The sequence below is a fragment of the Trichocoleus sp. FACHB-262 genome, assembly GCF_014696035.1.
GTDB lineage: Bacteria > Cyanobacteriota > Cyanobacteriia > FACHB-46 > FACHB-46 > Trichocoleus.
The window spans coordinates 68503-88379 of sequence record NZ_JACJPK010000037.1 but is presented as its reverse complement, the minus strand read 5'-3'; the positions used below and the strand labels follow the sequence as shown (position 1 = coordinate 88379).

Sequence of the window (19877 nt, the reverse complement as noted above, 5' to 3'; positions counted from 1 at the left end):
AAGTCCTTTTTTTACCACGTTCAAAATCTTCCTATTCAAACCTTCTGCTCAGGAGAGCTAGGTTGGATTACCCAAATGGGAGCCTGTAAGTATCCTGGAATCGCCCTTGACACTTGCTCTACTCTAGCCATTCCGCTAGTAAGTGTGGGGGAGATAAACCGTACTAGATAGAGAGGATTGTTCTACCCCGTAGCACTACAGCTAAAGTCTCTAGCGGTGGCTTGCTAGCAGACTTTAGCTCCAATCTCCATGCAGAGTCTCAGGTACATTTACAGGCGGTGCGACCCCAGTCACCCGTAAAAGGAAGATTAAGGGGAGCAATTGACTTGGAACAGTATCTATCTGACTATCTATCTGACAAAGATGGCTCTGTTGAGATCTAGCTCTCTGGTTGAGCTGGGCGATCGCGGCTAAATCTTCAAAGCCATCTCAGCTCTATGTCTTGCTATCCAAGCCCAAGCCCACTGAAAAGTTATGCCTGCTCGCTGGGCGGCTTGTTCGTCTTCGGGACGATCACCCACATACAAGCAGTTTTCTGATAAGTGATTGTGTCTAACCATCGCCAACTTCAGCATGCCAGGATCAGGTTTGCGATACTGACGGAACCATTTCGTTATGCTGTGGTTATGGACGTTGTGGCCAGTCACGCGGAAACACTTTCTGCCTTCAAAGTCAGGACAGAAGTAGATTTCTTTCAGTTGAGGAATTAATTGCAGGGTATATTGCTGCTCTTGGATGCATTGCTTGATGGATTTGTGCCCAGCCGCAACACCGTCTTGATTGGTGATGCCTACGATGATCCAATCTGCGGGATAGCTCTGGATCGCTAGCTCTGCCCCAGCAATGATTTGTTGGTCTCGGGGGTGCTGCAAATATAGCTGTCCCTCTAAGGGTTCGCGGATGGTGCCGTCGAGGTCGAGAAGAAGAAGGCTCATAATAGGAAAACTGCGATCGCCGAAACACTTAGACCAACCGCAAGCTCAATTGCTGTCAGCCCTACTTTCCATACTGATAATTTGCTCAGCACAATTCATCAGCCCTAAGGAGAGATTGCGCTTGGTAGCTAAGCCTACAGGCTCTATTGCCACCTGAATAAATGTTGATCGCTCAGGGTGGAGTTTGGGCTGACTAATCAGGCTTGGCAGATTGCTCAATATAGCGATCGCCCAATTGTTGACCCTGAGCAACTTGTTGAGTGACCTGTGCTTTGCCTAATTTGAATGAGCGTTCTACGAGTGCCTCAGGCAAAGGGAGTCAATTTTTTCTTCAGCCAAATGTCGGCTCTGGCATGGAGATAGCAAGGATCAGGATGTAAGGTAATGGCTTGATCATAGGCAGCGAGGGCCGAACCATACGCTCCCATCTCTACCAACAACAGACCTCGGTTGAACCAGGCTTGGTGATATAGCGGATTTATGAACGTGGCTTTGTCGTAGCAAGCTAGGGCTTCTGCTTGTCGCCGTAGGGCACTGTAGGCATTACCTTGGTAGTTCCAAGTTTGGCAGTTATTCGGCTCTAAACTTAAAGCAATATCAAATGCTGCGATCGCCGCTGGGTATTGCTCAGCCGCACAAAGATCGCAGCCTTGCGCTTGCCACTGTACCGCAGAGTTAATCTCTAGTTCTGCTGAAGTCATGCGATCGCCCACTCAGTTCAATCCGTTCTCCTCCATTATGCCGAATATGCAGAACGGCAGCGCCAATCAACCAGATCGGTCCAGCTCGGTGCAGATCGATTCCTGATAGGATGGTTCAGGTGATCCAGTCTTGAGACAATCTCCACCCCTTCGGCCTTGCAAGCGAACCTGTAAATGTCACTCTCTCAGATCCTGCCGTTGTCAACTTGTCCGGGACTTAGCTTAACAGCCCTAGCTCCCATGCAGGATGTGACAGATTTACACTTTATGAGCGTGCTGGCTCACTATGGCTGTCCCGATTACTTTTTTACCGAGTACTTTCGCGTCCATCCTAGTTCCACGCTCAATAAAAAGATCCTGCGATCGATTACAGAAAACAAGACGGGTCGCCCAGTCTTCGCGCAACTGATTGGCGAGAGCATTCCTGACTTAGTGCGTATAGCCCGCGAGTTGAGCCACTATCCGGTTGCAGGCATCGACCTTAACTTGGGTTGTCCAGCTCCCAGAGTTTATCGCAAGAACGTTGGTGGCGGGTTGTTGCGTGACCCAGAACAGGTGAAACGGATTCTGAGCGAGTTACGGGAAGCTGTGGTAGGACGGCTGACTGTCAAAATGCGGATTGGCTTCGACAACACAGATCACTTCGATCGCCTCCTCGACCTGATCAATTTATGCGACATCAACTTATTGAGCCTACATGGCCGTACGGTGAAGGAGAAGTATCATAGCGCCGTACACTACGACCTGATTGCCCACGCCGTCCAACGAGTTAGGTGCCCAGTGCTAGCCAACGGTAATGTGACCTCCGCCACCTCTGCCCTATCTGTTTTAGAGATGACAGGGGCTGCAGGAGTGATGATTGGTCGGGCTGCTATTCGTAACCCCTGGATTTTTCAGCAAATCCGCCAAGCCTTGAACGGTCAGCCTGTTTCTGGCGTTCCTCTCAGTGCCGTTCACAATTACATTGAGCGCTTGCGCCAAACCCAAACCGCGTCAATGGTACCAGAGCGGGCGCGGGTCAGCCACATGAAGATGTATCTCAACTTTATTGCTCAAAGTGTTGATGTTGCGGGAGCCTTCTTAAGGGAGATGCGCCAAGCTCGGACGGAAACGGAACTGTTGGCAGTCTGCGATCGCCATTTGTTAAGCAACCCAGAGACAGAATTTGCTTTGGAGCCATATCCGGGGCTGGTCGCTCGTCCCACTTGTGAAACTCCCCAAGATTGCTGTGCTTGATACTTTACCTTTGATAATCTATCTACTGATCTCAACATCATATGAATTTCTGGCAACAGATGACTTCATGGCTCGGTAGCGATCGCGGACATCGCCAGGGTTTTCATCGCTTTGATGGTTGGTCCCTGAAAGATCGTGATCCTGAAGCGATCAAAGCTTGGATGCCGATCTGGGAATGGTTCTATCGTTACTACTTCCGGGTAGAAACAGAAGGGTGGCAGCACATGCCAGCTAGCGGCAAGGTGTTGATTGTGGGCTCCCATAATGGAGGCTTGGCGTCACCTGATACCTCAATGGTCATGCTCGATTGGTTTCGGCGATTTGGCACTGAGCGTCCCGCCTATGCTCTGATGCATCCGACCGCTTGGCAAACTCCTATCTTTGCGGTTCCAGGGGCGCAGGTGGGAGCGATTCAGGCTCATCCGAAAATGGCGATCGCGGCCTTGCAAGCCGATGCGGCTCTACTGGTCTATCCGGGAGGTGCCCAAGATATGTTTCGTCCTTACAGCTTGCGCCATCGCATTCACCTGGCAGGACACCGAGGATTCATTAAGCTGGCCTTACGAGAGTCAGCGCCGATTGTGCCTGTAATTTCTCATGGGGCGCATGAAACGCTGATGGTTTTAGGCGACTTTTATGAACAGATGCAGCAATTTCATCAGTGGGGATTTCCTTGGCGATTAGATGGCAACACTGGAGTATTTCCTATCTACTTGGGGCTGCCTTGGGGAGTGGGAATCGGTCCGTTGCCTAACTTCCCTCTGCCAGTGCCAATTCAAACCCGCGTATGTGCGCCAGTCGTCTTTGAGCGTTATGGACGAGCCGCTGCCTGCGATCGCGCTTATGTGGATACCTGCTACGAACAAGTACGAGCCCACATGCAAAGCGAATTGGATGATTTAGTTGCGCGCCAAAATCGGCCCTGATTTAACCTGTTTTACCCCAGGGTGTAACGTAGGAAATTAGAACAACTCACTAAAAAACATCGTTGGTTAGCGCTTCCTGAATCAGAGGTCAGAAATGTCAATGTCTACTGGGAGATCAGGGCTATCTCAACTATTGATCCAGGTATTTAGCAGAAAGAGCAAAAACAGGCAACTCAAAACTTCTAAAGCCTTTTCTAGAAGTTTGGTACTCCTTCCAGTAGTACTCTTTGCTTGCACTGCCCCCAGAGCTGAGCAACCTCAGCGTCCAGAGACAAGCACTGCTGTAGCAACAAAACAGCCTGTTGAGTTAGTTGAGAATTCTTCAATCGTTAGTAACAAACAGAAAGAAACCTATTCTCTCGTGATTCACCGCAGCGATAAGCGCCTGGAAGTACTCAACAGTCAGGGCGATCGCCTGTATGAAGCCCCGATCGGGATCGGGCAGGGTGGCCTGAAGGAAAAACAGGACATGGCTGACCTAGTAACACCGACGGGCGAGATGACAGTAGACCTAATTCTCTACAAAAAATCTGCTTACAACCAAATCGCGAGCCAGAATGTACAGCGTTTCGCTCAAAATCCCCAATTTCGTCCCCTGGTGAGTCAACCACAAGGTTTGGTTCAGCTATTTCAGAACATGAGTCGGCTTGACTTTGATGGCAATGGTAGCCCAGACAAAGCCTATGGCGATGGGTACATCGGACTCGCCTCAGAAACCACGATTACAGGCCCTAAGATGAGCACGTTTGCCTCAACGCCTTACTGGTTCTCGATCGCCCTGCATGGAACTCCTAATCTCAAGAATATTGGTCAAGCGAATTCTGGTGGTTGCGTGCATTTGGCCCCCGATACCTTGAAACAGTTGATTGAGCAAAAATGGGTCCAGCTCGGCACCGCCGTTAAAATTGTGGATTAAGCTAGGATGCTAAATCCGCAATTGTGGGAGCAATGTAACCTACCTCCCGATATAGGCACTGCCATGTGAACACCCATAACATTGAGCTTCAGTCGTATTTCAGGTAAGGCACATGTCATCTCAATTGAGCAGTAAGCCAGAAAAACTTGAGGCTAAGCAAAGTACATTGTTCGATCGCACCTTTCGAGACAGTGAAGGCAAGATCGTGATTGCGCAAATGCCCAATCTCCCCCTCCTGGTTGGGTTGACAGCAACTGTCTTGCAATCCGTGCTTCCTAGTGGCAAAATCCAGACCGCATTTGATTTAGTCGCGTTTGGTGCTTTGTTTACTTGGGCCTGGCAGGAACTGTTTGAGGGAGTTAACTACTTTCGTCGAGCGCTTGGCTTGATTGTATTGTTGAGTATGCTGACGCTGGGACTTAACCTCGGTAGAGTGTGAATCCTGCCAGGAAGCTCACGCCGTGAGAAGTCTCGTTATGTGTTGAGTCATTTTGGCGAAAAGCTGTATATCCAGTTGGCCTCTGTTACAGCGCATCAATCCGATGCAGTGACTCCATCAGCTCCTCAATCTCCTCATCACTAGAGCATTGCTGCACCTGAGATTTGAACCACTCTAACTCTTCTGGTTCTGTGTTTGGCCCTTGGTACACTAGCAGTGTGCCTGCCACTCGTGCCAAGGTAAGGGGTTCATGAGGCACGTGATTCAGCAGGGCATTAGCGTCTTCATATAGCTGTTCTGCTGCCACCTCATTCAGCGGTTTCCCCATCTGTGCCGCAATTTCCTGCAAGCTTTGCTGAATCGATCGCTGAAGATCTGGGGGGAAAGAATAGTTCATGGTCTCTGGGTAAAGGATTTAAATGCTTTAGGGTTCATCCTCTGTCTCTCTATCCTTCTAATCAGGCATTTCCTCAATGCTGCGTGGTTCACCCTTCGGCTGCTGATTCATCTCATGACGGTATTGGCTGGAGGCTTCGTACACCTGCCTCCGAACTCGCTGGATTGAACCAAGTGGTCGATGCTCTGCAATGCAGTGCCAGGCGTTGAATGATAACACTTCATCTACATAAACGCGCCGCGCGGGGCTAAATGCCTCCTGCACCGGAATTGTGATCTTGGCGATCGCCTGATAGGGACTTTCCTGCTCGGACCACGGAATCGAGGCATCTTCGATCGGCATCGTCTCCAAATTGGTGCAAAGCTGAGCACGCAGTTCATACTCGGCAGGTTGCTGACGGAAGAAATCGACAATCAGATCGCGTAGAACTGAAGAATCGTTGGTTTCGACCGTTTTACCTATAAGTGGCTGTAGACTATCCGAGATGGGAACGGCGCTGATTTTGGCGATATAGTCTCCATAGCGCAAGGCAGCAGTCGTATAGTAAGTTTCTCCCAGAATGTGTGTTTCTGGCACCGTGATCCCCAACGCAGTCGGGTAGAGGTCTATTCCTACCTTTTTGGTGACGGCATTCACAGTGCGTAGGGCGGTAGTCAGAAGTTGTTGCGCCTCCTCAGGGGCTCGGACCACAACCTTTTCTTGAAGTAATTGCTCATTGAGGTAGCGAGCGACATTTCCCGATGGAAAAACCGGGCGGTTGATCATCAAAAAATCTTGGGTCAGTGCGTCTGGTTCAGAGCTAAATAACTTAGAACCTTCTACGCCAATCACCTTAATGGCCATCCCCCGAAACGCAGACATGCCATCAGGCATGATGTCACCGGGAGAGGTTGAGAAGCGAATCATTACAGGATAGGTTCGCGGTTCACGGAACAAGCCCTGCGCTAGCGGTGTAGGCAGGTTGTCATATATCGTCAGTTCCCCTTTGAGCCCACCGTGTCCTTTGGCATGGGCACCGCGCATGGCATGGCGATGTTTGTCAAACACCCTTTGCCCCATGCGGCCAACCGAGTCTAAGGTTTCGTGAATGAGCTTGTCTTCGTCGGGTTGTTTGACTTCTACATCGTCCGAGTAGCGAACGTATTGTTCTCTGGGGCTGGGCATTAAGGTTCCTGGTCAGGTTGAGGGGATTATTCTAGACAGTCGTAGTTTAACAATCTGAAATGGAGTCTGCCCTTAAATAGATTGAATCAAGTAGCTTGAATCAATCTAGAAATTACTTCAATCAATTTCTTGGGTTCGATTGGTTTTGAGACATGTTGTTGAAACCCAGCTTGTAGTGCTTGTTGCTGGTTGAAGTCTCCGGCATAAGCAGTCAGGGCGATCGCTGCAACTTGTCCACCTTGCTCCGGCAGCAACGCTCTCACCTGTTGCATCAGCATGTAGCCATTCATATCTGGCATCCCGATGTCACTCAGCAGTACATTTGGCCTGAAGCGGATGAGCATAGTCAAGGCTTCAGCAGCAGTCGTTGCGATCAGCACAGTTGCTCCAGCTTCTTTCAACACAAAGGCTACGAATTCTCGCGAATCCGGTTCATCATCCACCACTAAAACCTGAACCTCACTCAAATCGTAATCGGATTCTGGTGACTGACGGTTCTGAGTAGCGATCGCCTGTGTGGGCATCAGTGGAAGTCTGACGGTAAAGGTAGCACCCATGCCAACCCCTGGGCTTTCGACTCCGACCGTGCCTCCGTGTAGTTCGACCAAGTGCCGCACGATCGCTAACCCTAATCCCAGCCCGCCAAACTTTCGTGTTGTAGTGGCATCAGCCTGCCGAAAGCTGTCAAACACATGGCGCAGGAAGTCAGGGACAATTCCCTGTCCCGTATCACTGACCGTAATCTGGGCGTATGAGTCTAAGCGCTCTAGCCGAATCCTGACTTGCCCTCCGTTTGGCGTGAACTTTACCGCATTGGAGAGCAGATTCCAAACCACTTGCTGCAACCGAGTAGAATCTCCAGAAACCAATCCCACATCTGGTTCAAGGCTACTCTCAATTTGGATTAACTTCGCTTCTGCCGCTAGCCGTACCGTTTCCATCGCCGCTCGAATGATGAAAATCAGATTAATCGAGCTAACTTCAAGGTTGAGCTTGCCTTGGAGAATCCGGGAAACATCGAGCAAATCTTCAATCAATTCCGATTGCAGTTGGGCATTGCGTTCGATGGTCTTCAATGCCTGCTGGGTTCTGGCTGCGTCTAGCTTGCCGTTCTGTAAGAGCCTTGACCAACCCAAAATTGGGTTAAGGGGCGATCGCAATTCATGGGAGAGTACTGCCAAAAACTCATCTTTGAGCCGATTCGCGCGATCGGCTTCGACTCGGGCAGCTTGCTCACGGGTCAGGAGGTGTTCGCGTTCTGCCTCAATATGTTTTTGCTCAGTGATATTGAGTACAGTGCCAATAAAGCGTTGTGGCTGGTCGGTAGCGTCAAAGTAAACTTGTCCTTTTGCCGTAATCCACCGTTCAATGCCATCTTGAATTCCGATCGTGCGATATTCTACGCTATACTTGCCGCCGCTGGCTGGGTTCAAAACTTGTTGCAGTACTTGTTCTAATCGTTCGCGATCATCAGGGTGTAGACCTGCAAAAAAGCTCTCAATGTTGCTCTCTGCTTCTGGGGGTAAGCCAAACATGGCTTTGCAACCTTCATCCCAAATCAGTTGATTGGTGATCAAATCCCAGTCCCAGGTCCCTAACTGGGCAGATTCGATCGCCATGCGGAAGCGGTTTTCACTGTCGCGCAAGGCTGCTTCGGTGCGGGCCCGATCGACTGCTGCCCAAGTCCGCTCGGCGACTTCTTCTACTAAAGCCACTTCGTCTGGTGTCCAGTCTCGCGGTCCAGCCATGTGGACTGCTAGTACCGCTACAAATTCGTCACCCTTGACCAGCGGTATGCCGATGTAGGCTCCAATCTGGATCGCAGCGTAGGCTGACCGTTGGGCTGGGGATAGGTTGGGATCGGTTGCCACATTGGGCATGGACACCGTACGACCCGCACGGAACGCCGCAAGCAGCTTGGGTCCAAATGAATCAATGGGATAGCCGCCAGCGATCGCGTCGGCACCGTTGACGTAGTCACGCTCAACCACGTAATCAGCACCACAAACCTCGAAGTAGGCTACGCGGTTCGCACCGAGATATTCACCCAGCACTCGGCTAGCTGTAGCCTGAATCTCCACTGGGTCAGCAAGTGGGCGTAGGGTATCGGTCAGAGCAACCCGGAAGGCATCAAACTCGGCAGCACGCCGTGAAACTTCTTCTGCTCGTTTGCGTTCACTGATGTCATTGAACAGAACTGCCACTTTGCGCTCGTGCGGCTCACCAACCCGGAAGGCGTAAATATCAAAAAAACGTCCCAGCGCCTCAGCAGAGTTCTCAAAGCGCACCGCTACGCCTGTTAGCGCAATTTTGCCGTAAATCTCCAACCAGTATGCGTCATGCTCTGGGACTAATTCGCGCATTGTTTTGCCAATCGCATCTACCAGTCCCGTGTGTTTCTCAAACAGCGGGTTAGCTTCCAGGAAGCAGTAATCGTCTGCTTTTCCGATTTCATCAAACAAAACTTCGATCAAGCAAAAGCCTTCGTCGATCGACTCAAACAGCGATCGATACTTTGATTCCGATTCGCGCAAGGCTTTTTCCGCCTGCTGGCGTTCGTCTTCAGCGCGCACGCGATCGCTAATATCTCGCGAGATGCACAACAGCCTTTCAACTTGCCCACTTGCTCCCCGAATAGGGCTAATCTTGTTATCCCACCACTTAGGCTCGCCGCTCAGCGTTGGACGAAATCCTTGAAAAGTGCAAACTTTACCCGCTCTAGCCTTCACGATCGCCTCGATTGCCACAGCCTGAGTCGATCCTTGCCAGAACTCAGTCCAGGATGTATTCAGAAACGGCGTAATGTCCTGGATGCTAAGCAGCGCTTGCCCTCGCGGACTCATGAACAGAATTCGCCCTTCTAAATCCAATACCTTGATGCAGTCATCGCTACTTTCAAGAATCTGCTGATCAAAGTCCTGACTTTGGCTTAGTGCCATTATTGGCTCTACCTGTTCAGCTTCAGCGCTGCCCTGAGCGGTGTTTTGAGTGATGTTTTGAGTGATGTTTTGAGATAAATACTTGTCAGAAGCGACAGAGCGACGAAGGCTATCAGTCATACAGTCTCCATCCTTACTCTGAAAAATATTTGGCGAGCAAATCTTTGCCAGTTTCACCCATCTGATGCAGCAATTGTTCAATCTGCTTCAACGCGATGGGTAAGGGCTTGGTTCGCCCATTTTCCCAGCGATTGACGCTCTGAAATGAAACTCCTAGCTTCGCGGCAAACTTGACTTGGGAGAGTGCTAGCCGTTGTCGCGTTTCTCGCACGAGATCCGCTAGCTCCGATGCGGCGATCGCAGGCATAAGGCACAAACCATAAAACAGCATTCACTAGCTATACCACGTGGTATAGAAAGCCTTCTCCCTCAGAAGACACAGGAAATACGTTGCTATCTCGTCTAAGGAATACTCGTTACAGGAATAAAGTCGAGATCGGTCTTATTTTTGTAACTGTTGGCATTACTGCTTGCCGAAGAATTCCACAGTAATGAAGTAAAGGATGCGGAGGCCCTTTGGTAGAGAGCGAAGCAATTTGGGTTTACTGTTGATCAGATTAGCGTCTGACCCATCTGGTGTTAACAGAACCGATGTGTTCTAAGCGTTTGGAGCTTTTTCAGAGCCACCTATTTCCTCACCTATTTTGGTAAGCGTTGGAGATCCCGCTGATGTCTGCGACCTGGACCGCTGAGCAAATCTTGGCGCTAGCGCCCGATGCAAGTTCTGCTAAGAACGGCAAAGGCTTGGCGAGCATTCGCAAATGGGTTGTGTTGGGCCAAGCGGAGCTAGCAGTTTGGGGAGAATGTCAAGGCAGTGGCAAAAACCCTTATCGAACGCAGATTGACTTGAGCGAACCCGCGTTTCAGTGCAGTTGCCCCAGCCGTAAGTTTCCTTGTAAACATGGCTTAGGGCTGTTTCTGGTCTGGGCCGAGCAATCCACTGCCTTTAGTGTTGGCACGCCGCCGTCCTGGGTTGAAGAGTGGCTGAGTTCTCGCCAACAGCGTCAAGAAAAGCGCACGCAAAAACAAAAACAAGAGCAATCCAAACCGATTGATCCGGCTGCTCAGGCAAAGCGGGCTAGCGATCGCGCGGCTAAGGTTACGGCTGGTATCCAAGATTTGCAACTATGGCTTCATGACCTAACTCGTCATGGGTTAGCGACGGTGCAACAAAATTCTTATCAGTTTTGGGACATGCCCGCAGCTCGGCTGGTAGATGCCCAAGCACCCGGATTGGCTCGACAACTGCGAGAAATGGCAAGCATTCCGTCTTCGGGGTCGGGGTGGGCAGAACGATTGCTGAGCCGTTTAGGAAAACTTCACTTGCTACTAGAAGGGTTCCAGCGTTTGGAGTCGCTACCTCCTGGAACTCAGGCCGACATCCGGAGTTTAATTGGCTGGACCCAAACTCAAGACGAGTTATTGGCAGAGGCGATCGCGACAGAGCTACCCAACGAACTTCAAAACGCAGGGCGTGATGATTCAAAAGAGGTGCTGCGTGACCATTGGTTAATCCTAGGACAGTATCACTCCGAAGAAGACCGTCTACGAATTCGGCGGAGCTGGCTTTGGGGGCAGGAGAGCCAACACAGCGCCCTATTACTCGATTTTGCTCATGGCAATCAGCCGATGGATGCCAGCTTGATTGCAGGCACAGTTTTGGATGCAGAGTTGGTGTTTTACCCTAGCGCTTACCCGCTCCGAGCCTTGCTCAAAACTCGCCACCACGTCCCAACTCCAATGCAGGAGATGCCAGGTTATCCAACCATTGCGATCGCCCTGCAAGCTTATGCTCAGGCAATGAGCTGCAATCCCTGGCTAGAGAGGTTTCCAGTTGTGCTCCAAGCGGTAACTCCAGTCTGTGAAGGCAACCATTGGTTTGTGCAGGACTCCGAGGGGCGGTTCCTCAAGCTTAGCGATCGCTTTTCTGGAAGCTGGCAATTGCTGGCCCTCAGCGGAGGACATCTGATAGCGCTGTTTGCCGAATGGGAAGGAGAGACGCTACTGCCGCTCAGCGTTTGGACAGAAAACAAATTCTATGTTTTGAAGGGTGGTGCCCTATGACTTCGCTTTGGGAAGCCCTTGTAACAGCGGCTCTTTTGGGCACAGAGCGCCAAGCGTTTACTCCGCCTGCTGAGGCTGGCTTGCTGGGTAAATTGCTCTCGCGTTTAGATGCTGCCAACCCGGAAGCGGCTCTACTCAGCGCGGCGGCGACTGTCTCTTTGCATCAACAGGTCGGGCAATTGCCCGCGATCGCGCGTCAGCCTTTACCCACGGCTTGCGACTTAGACGACCTACCCCGCTGTAGTCCTCAAGCGGGTCATCACCTGAGCCTGATGCTAAGCGGAGACTACGCCAAAGTGTTACCAGAATGGTTAGCGGCAGTAGCGGCGGCAGGGCAGCGAGTACCAGAATCTAATTTGCCTGCTTTGCTGGATCTGGGTCAACGCAAAACCGATTTACAAACGGCAATTGCGCCTGTTTTAGGCAAGCGAGGGCAATGGTTAGCAGCGCAAAACCCAGACTGGAATTTTGTCACGGGGGCTGAGGATGATGCAAGTTGGGAGACGGGCAACCGTGCCGCTCGAAAAGCTTTGCTGAATCGCTGGCGATCGCAAGACCCAGAACGCGCCCGCCATGCCCTAGAAGCTACTTGGAAACAAGAAACTGCCGCCGAAAAAGCAGCCTTTCTGGAAACTTTTTCAACCCAGTTGAGCTTGGCAGATGAACCTTTTCTAGAATCGGCGTTGAGCGATCGCAGCAAGGATGTGCGCCGGGTTGCCGCTGATTTGTTGGCGAGACTACCCGACTCCCGCCTCTGCCAACGAATGACAGAACGAGTCCACCGCTACATCAAGTTTGGCCCGAACCAAACCCTAGAAGTCACCCTGCCTGAAGCGCTTGATCCTGACCTGCTTCGAGATGGGATTGAGCCAAAAGTACCCTATAACTACTCGATGGGCGAAAAAGCTTGGTGGCTGTTGCAGATTGTAGCGGCCACTCCCCTAAGGGTTTGGACGCAAACACAATGCGCTCCAGAAGTGTTAGTGCAAGCTGCCGTGCAGAGTGAATGGACTCCAGTATTTTGGCAAGGCTGGAAGCAAGCGACTATTCGCCAGCGATCGCCGACTTGGGTGCCTGCTCTGCTGGAGTTTCATCTGGCCACAACCCAAGATGTCACCTATCTCCAGGACGAAGACTTACAACAACTTATGGCGCTTTTACTTGAAGCTGAGCAAGAAGCATTGGCGCTCAATCACTTGCAGATCAAAGGGATAGAAAATTCAGCCGTATTGCGACTGCTATATCAGGTGCGCTCAGCCTGGAGTATCCAGCTAGGCCGAGCGGTGCTGGATGCGCTCTATCAATACATCACTGTCTTGGAAGCGCAGCCTTTGTGGCACCTGCTAGAAGCTTTGAAAGAATTTGCCCTTTGGATACCTCCCTCTTTATTAACCGAAGCCATCCCCTTAGCCGCAGCCATTGAGAACCGTAGCAACTGGGCTGCCAGCACTGATCAAGGTTGTTGGTCTAGAGAAATTGAGAAATTCTTAGCGCTGCTTCAGTTCCGGCAAGACATGTTACAGGCCATTACCCAGCAATCAAAGTGAAACCATGACAGACAGCAAGCAAACTACCAAAACCCGCACCTCGAAGAAAGCCGCAACGGTCGAAGCTAGTCCCGCGATCGCTTCAACCCAGACCACCTTATTGCGAGAGCACGCCGAGCATCAGTTCGCCCATGAACTCGATGAACTCGCCAAACAAGATACGCGCCAGCGTCCCCCCAACTGGAAGCTCTCTCCCTGGGCCGTTTCAACCTATTTGCTGGGAGGTACTCTCGACAATGGGTTTGAGGTGTCTCCTAAGTACATTGGTAATCGTCGCGTGATTGAAATTGCCGTGGCAACCTTGACCACCGATCGCGCTCTGCTCCTCTATGGGGTGCCAGGAACAGCAAAATCTTGGGTATCTGAGCATCTATCCGCCGCGATCGCAGGTGACTCAACGCTACTAATTCAGGGTACAGCGGGAACCAGTGAAGAAGCCATCCGCTACGGCTGGAACTATGCGCGGCTACTAGCAGAAGGCCCATCCATGCAAGCCTTGGTTCCTAGCCCCATGATGCGAGCGATGGAGATCGGACAGATTGCCAGAGTTGAGGAACTAACCCGGATTCCCTCAGATGTGCAAGATACACTGATTACGATTCTCTCGGAAAAAACGCTACCCATCCCAGAACTGAATACCGAAGCGCAGGCAACCAAGGGATTTAACGTAATTGCCACAGCTAACAATCGCGATCGCGGGGTGAATGAACTCTCCAGTGCTTTGAAGCGTCGCTTTAACACCGTGATTCTGCCCGTTCCAGATAGCGCCGAGGACGAGGTGAATATTGTGCAGCGTCGGGTGACTAGCTTAGGCCGCGCCTTGGAGTTACCCGCCGAACCGCCCGCCCTCGAAGAAATTCGCCGAGTCGTCACCATCTTTCGAGAGTTACGCAATGGCGTGACTAGCGATGGCAAGACCAAACTGAAATCTCCCACAGGCACTCTGAGCACGGCGGAAGCCATCTCCGTTGTCAGCAGCGGCATGGCGTTGTCCGCCCATTTTGGAGACGGCAGCTTAAACGCTAGCGATCTCATGGCAGGTCTGGTTGGAGCTGTGATTAAAGACCCAGTGCAGGATCAGGTGGTCTGGAAGGAATATCTGGAGACAGTGGTGAAAGAAAGAGAGGGGTGGAAAGATCTCTACCGCGCTAGCCGAGAAGTGATGTAGCGCGATCGCTGCTTAGATCTCCAGAAAAACTGACCCCCTTGAGTTATGTCGCCAAGTTCTAATGTTCATATTTTTGGCATTCGGCATCATGGCCCCGGTTCTGCCCGGAGTTTGGTGCAAGCGCTGCATACCCTAGAACCGGATGTGATTTTGGTTGAGGGGCCTCCCGATGCAGATGATGTTTTACCGCTATTGGCCCAGACAGACATGAAGCCTCCGGTTGCCCTGCTAATCTATGCCCCAGATCAACCACAGCAGGCAGTCTACTATCCGTTTGCCGTTTTTTCTCCAGAATGGCAAGCCCTGCACTATGGCCTGCAACATCAGATTCCTGTTCGGTTCATGGACTTACCGCAAATGCATCAGCTAGGGGTAAGCCCGGTTGAAGAAACCGCCAGGGAAACAGGAACTAGTGACGAAAAAGAGAACATTGCCACCGCCGAACCAGAGGAGGCAACCCCTGACCCAGCGATAGATCTGCAACTATCAGGCGATCGCCCTCTTTCTCCTACAGACCCCAGTCAGGCTGTGATCTCGGATCCTCTTACCTGGTTAGCCCAAGCTGCGGGCTATAGCGATGGCGAGCGCTGGTGGGAGCACATGGTAGAACATCGCCAGGACAGCACCGATCTCTTCGCGGCGATTCTGGAGGTGATGACAGTTCTCCGTGCCGAAGTCGAGGCTGACCCAGCTTACAGTTCTGGCCTCGCTCAACGCCATCCGCTCCAGGTTGAGCGAGAAGCTAAGCGAGAAGCTTACATGCGCCAAACGATTCGGGCCGCCCAGAAGGAAGGTAAAGAGCGGATTGCTGTAGTTTGTGGGGCTTGGCACGCTCCAGCCTTAGCCGAGTTGTCAAACGCAAAAGCGGATACTGCAACTCTTAAAGGACTACCCAAAACCAAAGTCCAAACCACCTGGGTTCCCTGGACCTACGGGCGACTAGCCATGAGTAGCGGCTATGGCGCAGGCATTGAATCCCCCGGTTGGTATTATCACCTTTGGCAAGCAGGCGCATCTGACGAACCAAACTCCACTTCCGCCTCTCAAATCACCATCAGTTGGATGACCCGCGTCGCTCGTCTGTTGCGGCAACAAGATCTCGATGCCTCCTCCGCCAGTGTGATTGAGGCTGTGCGCTTAGCCGAAGCGTTAGCAGCTTTACGCGATCGCGCTCTACCTAGCCTCATGGAACTAAATGAAGCCACGCAAACCGTGCTTTGTTTTGGGGATGCGTTGCCAATGAAGCTAATCCACAAAAAGCTGATCGTCGGAGAACGCTTAGGCGAGGTGCCCGACGAAACGCCGATGGTGCCTTTGCAGCAGGATTTGTTGCGGCAACAAAAGCGCTTGCGGCTGAAAGTTGATGCTACCGAGCAAGCGCTAGATTTAGATTTGCGGAAGCCCACGGATCTAGAGCGATCGCATCTCCTGCATCGACTTAATTTGTTCGGTATTGGTTGGGGTAAACCTCAGAAAAATTCTGGTAGCAAAGGTACCTTCCATGAATTGTGGCGCTTGCAGTGGCAACCAGAGTTTGCGATCGCCCTGATTGAGGCGGGGATTTGGGGCAACACGATTGAAGCAGCCGCGATCGCCTTTGTCTGCGATGCTGCGAATCGGGCTGCTGACTTGCCCACATTAACCCGACTAATTGATCAAACTCTATTAGCGAACCTGCCAGAGGCGATTCACCACTTAATGGTACGGCTGCAAGCTGAAGCTGCGATCGCCAGTGATGTCGCTCATCTCATGGCTGCCCTTCCTCCCCTAGCCAATGTGCTGCGCTATGGCAACGTTCGTCAAATTGACACAGGCATTGTTGGCCCTGTAGTGGATGGCCTGATCACGCGCGTTTGTATTGGTTTACCCGTGGCTTGTGCCTCGCTCAATGATGAAGCGGCTGCGACTTTGTACAACTTGCTTCTAGAGATGCACCGAGTCGTGACCCTATTGCAAAAGCCAGAACATCTCGCGGACTGGCAAGCAGTCTTAACCCAACTAGCCGATCAGCAAGGATTACATGGTTTGTTGGCGGGACGTTGCTGTCGCTTGCTCTTAGAGTCTGGGGCTTTCAGTGCCGAGGAAACTGCTCAGCGTCTTGGTCTTGCCCTTTCTAGCGGCAATGAACCCGCCCAATCTGCGGCTTGGGTAGAAGGGCTATTGCAAGGCAGCGGTTTGCTGTTACTTCATAACCCAACTTTGTGGCAGGTTTTAGATGAGTGGATTAGCACGCTATCGGCCGAGCATTTCACAACGGTTTTGCCATTGCTGCGTCGTACCTTTTCGACCTTTTCAGCTCCAGAACGGCGGCAGATGGGCGAGCAAGTGCGGCAAGGTAGAAGTTCTGGTTCGGCCAACCTTACTACATCAACTTCAAGTGAAAGCTTCGATCGCGATCGCGCCGATCAGGTTTTGGCGATCGTGTCCCAACTTCTGGGAATTGAACTGACCCCACATTATCCTGTCAATTCTGACCCCGCCGTTAAGGATACCTATTAGCTATGACTCAACCGTTTGACGAACGTCTCCGCCGCTGGCGTTTAATTTTGGGTGGCGGATCAGCAGATGGGATTTGTACAGGTGGGGATACAGATGGGCTTGATCTGACCCTGAGTGCCGCCGACCAAGCGATGGATGATGCCTTGAGTGCTTTGTATGACAGCGATCGCCAGGGTGGCTTGGGCAGTTCTTCGCCTAAGGTCGCTCGCTGGTTGGGGGACATTCGTAGCTATTTCCCCTCTTCCGTGGTCAAAGTGATGCAGCAAGATGCGCTCAACCGCTTGAATCTACGGCAAATGTTGCTAGAGCCAGAAATGCTAGAAGCTGTAGAACCAGATGTGCATCTTGTCTCAAATCTGTTATCCCTCAGTGGCGTGATGCCCAGCAAGACCAAAGAGACGGCCCGGATTGTGGTGCGGCGGGTGGTTGAAGAGTTACAGCGCAAATTAGAAAACCCTACTCGTCAAGCCGTGATGGGGAGCTTAAATCGAGCCATCCGCAATCGTCGGCCTCGCCACAACGAGATTGACTGGCATCGGACCATTCGCGTCAACCTCAAGCACTACCAACCTGAATACCGCACGATCATTCCTGAAACTCGCATCGGCTATGGGCGCAAACGCTCCTCCTTGCGAGACATCCTTTTGTGCGTAGATCAAAGCGGTTCAATGGCAACTTCTGTCGTCTATGCAAGCATTTTCAGTGCAGTCTTGGCATCCTTACCTGCGGTGCAAACTCGTCTAGTGGTATTCGACACCGCCGTAGTTGACCTGAGCGATCTTTTACAAGATCCTGTAGAAGTTTTGTTTGGGACTCAGCTCGGCGGTGGCACCGATATCAATCAAGCTCTTGCTTACTGCCAGACTCTCATTCGCCAACCGCAAGAAACTATCCTGGTGTTAATCAGTGACCTCTATGAAGGAGGTAATCGCCAGGAAATGTTGAAACGAGTCGTGGCTCTCTCGTCCTCTGGCGTCCAGCTTGTCACACTCTTAGCGCTAAATGATGAAGGTGCCCCTTACTACGACCATCAAAACGCTGCATTTATGGCTAATTTAGGCATCCCTGCCTTTGCTTGCACCCCCGATCTGTTTCCAGATCTGATGGCCACAGCGATTAATCGGCAAGATCTAGGACAGTGGGCCGCTAAGCAAGACATCGTAACAGCTCGCAGCGATCGCTAACGGCTCTACCTTCACTTGAGCATGGCTTCTAGTTGGCTCAGCAACTCTTCTAACTGCTGAGTTTTTTCTGGACTACTCCACAGGGCTCGATCTTTCTTCGCTTGTTGTACTACTTGGGTTAAGCGCTGCTTTAGGTCTGGCTGAGCAGCTGGTTTCGTACTGTCATTTAGAGCTTTGACTCGTTGTTTAATTTCGGACAAACTGAGAGATTTACTCACAGCCTCCTTTAATACTCGTCGTCGCGCCTCTAAATCTTTAATACTGGCAATCACAATTCCCTTGGTATAGTGAATCTTGCCTTGGCGAATCCCATCCAAAACTTCGCTCGGCTTCTTTAGGAGTGGCAGTCGAGTCGCGACAAAAGATTGCCAAGTGATGCGTCCAAAGGCATCAAAGACTTGCTTAACCAGTTCTGCTTCTTGGCTAACCAAAACGTTTTGGTTAGTTGTCCCTTTAGCGGCGTTATTCATCCGATAAAGGAAACTGATCACTTCTTCAGTGTCATACCCCAACTGAATTTCCAACAAACGCAGCGTGTTATCTAGTTCTTCTAGGGCACTAAAATCACGACGATTGGAATTCTCAGAGATCGCAGCTTGAAATGCAGTGCGATCGTCCCAGTCGAATACCTTAACTGGAACTGTCTCCAGCCCTAAAATTTCTGCTGCCTTAAACCGACGCAGTCCTGCAACCAGCTCATATTGACCCGACTGTCTGGGATGGGGGCGCACCCACAGCGGCGATCGAATGCCATTTGGTTTGATGTCGTTGAGTGCCCATTGTTGCAACTCGTCGTTGTCGTAGTAGTGACGAACAGGTTTGCCATCCGGCACAAAGGTAAACGTACAGGCGATCGCTTTCCAGGGGATGATTTGCTCTTTGGTTTCTTCAGCAGCTTGCGTAATTTTTTGCGTGGCTGCTTGACCAAAAACAAAGCTTAGTTCCTCACTGTTGGCGATCGCGTCACTGAGTTTGCGTCGTGTCGTCATGATTCAGCCTCAAACAGTTTCAGGGCTTCGGTTAAAAGTTTGGTGTAGACGTTGGCTGCCGACTTTGGGGCAGTTCCTTTCATCCGAAACACAGTGCTGCCTTGGCCCGGTGCATCTTTGATACATTGGCGATCGGGAAGCGTAGTGTCTAAAAGCGGCAATAAACCACTTTGCAAAGCTTCTTTCGCTTCTCGCAACAAAACTGTGTTGTCTTTGACAGCATTGAGGTATAGTGCCGCCACGGGTAATCCACCCCGGATCTCTCTAGCTTGCCGCACAAACTGCACAATCTTGCCTGTGCTGGCTAAGTCAATCATGGAGTCTCGACAGGGAATTAGCACCAAGTTGGAGCGAATTAGCATCGCTTTAGTAATTTCGCTGGCATTACCAGGACCATCCACAATTACCACATCATAGGACTCGGCTAATTTTGGCAACTCATCAAATAAAGTTTCTGGATCACTAATGATTTGGCAGGGCAGCTCTAGCTCTTTCAGCCAACCAGATGAACTTTGTTGACCGTCCGCATCGACCAAAATTGTCGAATATCCTTTCTGAGCAAACCAGTCAGCTGCATGTACAGCTCCGGTTGATTTACCCGCTCCACCTTTTTGATTGGCAAAGGCTAATATCTTGGGCAACTTCGTCGCCACACTCACCGCTTTTACAGCTTTAGCTCTTGGCATAAGTTAAATAACCAAAACCTATGGTTT

The 19877-nt window shown here is 51.2% G+C and carries 17 protein-coding genes; 9 read left to right on the top strand and 8 right to left on the bottom strand.

From position 1 onward, the window contains the following. Positions 1 to 410: 410 nt before the first annotated feature. Both H6F68_RS08430 and H6F68_RS08425 read right to left on the bottom strand, forming a co-directional pair. Positions 411 to 935, bottom strand: a complete 525-nt coding sequence (locus tag H6F68_RS08430; protein WP_190558091.1) for an HAD-IIIA family hydrolase — start codon at positions 933 to 935, stop codon at positions 411 to 413. A gap of 305 nt (positions 936 to 1240) precedes the next feature. After that, on the bottom strand, positions 1241 to 1636 hold the full coding sequence (locus H6F68_RS08425) for a tetratricopeptide repeat protein (RefSeq protein WP_190558089.1): 396 nt from the start codon (positions 1634 to 1636) through the stop codon (positions 1241 to 1243). Positions 1637 to 1810: 174 nt separating this feature from the next. Between H6F68_RS08425 and H6F68_RS08420 the strand changes: the two genes are divergently transcribed. From H6F68_RS08420 to H6F68_RS08405, 4 genes are all read left to right on the top strand, one after another. Next, positions 1811 to 2872 carry a tRNA-dihydrouridine synthase gene (locus H6F68_RS08420; RefSeq protein ID WP_190558087.1) on the top strand — a complete coding sequence of 354 codons (1062 nt, stop codon included), beginning with the start codon at positions 1811 to 1813 and terminating at the stop codon, positions 2870 to 2872. A gap of 59 nt (positions 2873 to 2931) precedes the next feature. After that, the gene (locus tag H6F68_RS08415; RefSeq protein WP_190558085.1) at positions 2932 to 3798 is read left to right on the top strand and encodes a glycerol acyltransferase; all 867 of its coding nucleotides are present in this window, start codon (positions 2932 to 2934) and stop codon (positions 3796 to 3798) included. Positions 3799 to 4000: 202 nt separating this feature from the next. Next, positions 4001 to 4714 (top strand): L,D-transpeptidase, encoded by a 714-nt coding sequence (locus tag H6F68_RS08410; RefSeq protein WP_190558083.1) that lies wholly within the window; start codon positions 4001 to 4003, stop codon positions 4712 to 4714. A gap of 112 nt (positions 4715 to 4826) precedes the next feature. Then, positions 4827 to 5153, top strand: coding sequence for a hypothetical protein (locus H6F68_RS08405; protein WP_190558081.1), 327 nt, complete (start codon positions 4827 to 4829; stop codon positions 5151 to 5153). An 85-nt stretch (positions 5154 to 5238) separates the two neighbouring features. Here H6F68_RS08405 and H6F68_RS08400 read toward each other — a convergent pair whose 3' ends face one another. From H6F68_RS08400 to H6F68_RS08385, 4 genes are all read right to left on the bottom strand, one after another. Next, positions 5239 to 5550 (bottom strand): hypothetical protein, encoded by a 312-nt coding sequence (locus tag H6F68_RS08400; protein ID WP_190558079.1) that lies wholly within the window; start codon positions 5548 to 5550, stop codon positions 5239 to 5241. Positions 5551 to 5607: 57 nt separating this feature from the next. Next, entirely contained in the window at positions 5608 to 6714 is a 1107-nt protein-coding gene (locus tag H6F68_RS08395) for a catalase family protein (RefSeq protein WP_190558077.1), read from the bottom strand. A gap of 86 nt (positions 6715 to 6800) precedes the next feature. Next, a complete protein-coding gene (locus H6F68_RS08390) occupies positions 6801 to 9773 on the bottom strand; it encodes an ATP-binding protein (protein WP_190558075.1) in 2973 nt (990 codons plus the stop codon). 13 nt (positions 9774 to 9786) lie between these two features. Then, entirely contained in the window at positions 9787 to 10020 is a 234-nt protein-coding gene (locus tag H6F68_RS08385) for a DNA-binding transcriptional regulator (protein ID WP_190443022.1), read from the bottom strand. Positions 10021 to 10382: 362 nt separating this feature from the next. Here H6F68_RS08385 and H6F68_RS08380 point away from each other — a divergent pair, with 362 nt between their 5' ends. The 5 genes from H6F68_RS08380 to H6F68_RS08360 are packed head-to-tail and all read left to right on the top strand — an operon-like array spanning position 10383 to position 18175. Then, complete coding sequence (locus H6F68_RS08380) at positions 10383 to 11777, top strand: SWIM zinc finger family protein (RefSeq protein WP_190558073.1); 1395 nt, start codon at positions 10383 to 10385, stop codon at positions 11775 to 11777. Beyond that, a complete protein-coding gene (locus H6F68_RS08375; RefSeq protein ID WP_190558070.1) occupies positions 11774 to 13324 on the top strand; it encodes a DUF5691 domain-containing protein in 1551 nt (516 codons plus the stop codon). Before H6F68_RS08380 ends, H6F68_RS08375 begins: the two co-directional genes overlap by 4 nt. A 4-nt stretch (positions 13325 to 13328) precedes the next feature. After that, the gene (locus H6F68_RS08370; protein ID WP_190558068.1) at positions 13329 to 14492 is read left to right on the top strand and encodes an AAA family ATPase; all 1164 of its coding nucleotides are present in this window, start codon (positions 13329 to 13331) and stop codon (positions 14490 to 14492) included. A gap of 45 nt (positions 14493 to 14537) precedes the next feature. Further along, entirely contained in the window at positions 14538 to 16991 is a 2454-nt protein-coding gene (locus H6F68_RS08365) for a DUF5682 family protein (protein ID WP_190558066.1), read from the top strand. Between the two features lie 2 nt (positions 16992 to 16993). Further along, the gene (locus H6F68_RS08360; RefSeq protein ID WP_190558064.1) at positions 16994 to 18175 is read left to right on the top strand and encodes a VWA domain-containing protein; all 1182 of its coding nucleotides are present in this window, start codon (positions 16994 to 16996) and stop codon (positions 18173 to 18175) included. An 11-nt stretch (positions 18176 to 18186) separates the two neighbouring features. Here H6F68_RS08360 and H6F68_RS08355 read toward each other — a convergent pair whose 3' ends face one another. Then, positions 18187 to 19164 (bottom strand): ParB/RepB/Spo0J family partition protein, encoded by a 978-nt coding sequence (locus tag H6F68_RS08355; RefSeq protein WP_190558062.1) that lies wholly within the window; start codon positions 19162 to 19164, stop codon positions 18187 to 18189. Then, positions 19161 to 19850 carry a ParA family protein gene (locus H6F68_RS08350; RefSeq protein WP_190558060.1) on the bottom strand — a complete coding sequence of 230 codons (690 nt, stop codon included), beginning with the start codon at positions 19848 to 19850 and terminating at the stop codon, positions 19161 to 19163. The genes H6F68_RS08355 and H6F68_RS08350 overlap by 4 nt, the downstream gene beginning before the upstream one ends. Positions 19851 to 19877: the final 27 nt, after the last annotated feature.

Excerpts from the sequence above, each read along its gene's own strand:
- H6F68_RS08430 (WP_190558091.1), bottom strand. The coding sequence starts at position 935 with ATGAGCCTTCTTCTTCTCGACCTCGACGGCACCATCCGCGAACCCTTA.
- H6F68_RS08425 (WP_190558089.1), bottom strand. The coding sequence starts at position 1,636 with ATGACTTCAGCAGAACTAGAGATTAACTCTGCGGTACAGTGGCAAGCG.
- H6F68_RS08420 (WP_190558087.1), top strand. The coding sequence starts at position 1,811 with ATGTCACTCTCTCAGATCCTGCCGTTGTCAACTTGTCCGGGACTTAGC.
- H6F68_RS08415 (WP_190558085.1), top strand. The coding sequence starts at position 2,932 with ATGACTTCATGGCTCGGTAGCGATCGCGGACATCGCCAGGGTTTTCAT.
- H6F68_RS08405 (WP_190558081.1), top strand. The coding sequence starts at position 4,827 with ATGTCATCTCAATTGAGCAGTAAGCCAGAAAAACTTGAGGCTAAGCAA.
- H6F68_RS08400 (WP_190558079.1), bottom strand. The coding sequence starts at position 5,550 with ATGAACTATTCTTTCCCCCCAGATCTTCAGCGATCGATTCAGCAAAGC.
- H6F68_RS08395 (WP_190558077.1), bottom strand. The coding sequence starts at position 6,714 with ATGCCCAGCCCCAGAGAACAATACGTTCGCTACTCGGACGATGTAGAA.
- H6F68_RS08390 (WP_190558075.1), bottom strand. The coding sequence starts at position 9,773 with ATGACTGATAGCCTTCGTCGCTCTGTCGCTTCTGACAAGTATTTATCT.
- H6F68_RS08385 (WP_190443022.1), bottom strand. The coding sequence starts at position 10,020 with ATGCCTGCGATCGCCGCATCGGAGCTAGCGGATCTCGTGCGAGAAACG.
- H6F68_RS08380 (WP_190558073.1), top strand. The coding sequence starts at position 10,383 with ATGTCTGCGACCTGGACCGCTGAGCAAATCTTGGCGCTAGCGCCCGAT.
- H6F68_RS08375 (WP_190558070.1), top strand. The coding sequence starts at position 11,774 with ATGACTTCGCTTTGGGAAGCCCTTGTAACAGCGGCTCTTTTGGGCACA.
- H6F68_RS08370 (WP_190558068.1), top strand. The coding sequence starts at position 13,329 with ATGACAGACAGCAAGCAAACTACCAAAACCCGCACCTCGAAGAAAGCC.
- H6F68_RS08365 (WP_190558066.1), top strand. The coding sequence starts at position 14,538 with ATGTCGCCAAGTTCTAATGTTCATATTTTTGGCATTCGGCATCATGGC.
- H6F68_RS08360 (WP_190558064.1), top strand. The coding sequence starts at position 16,994 with ATGACTCAACCGTTTGACGAACGTCTCCGCCGCTGGCGTTTAATTTTG.
- H6F68_RS08355 (WP_190558062.1), bottom strand. The coding sequence starts at position 19,164 with ATGACGACACGACGCAAACTCAGTGACGCGATCGCCAACAGTGAGGAA.
- H6F68_RS08350 (WP_190558060.1), bottom strand. The coding sequence starts at position 19,850 with ATGCCAAGAGCTAAAGCTGTAAAAGCGGTGAGTGTGGCGACGAAGTTG.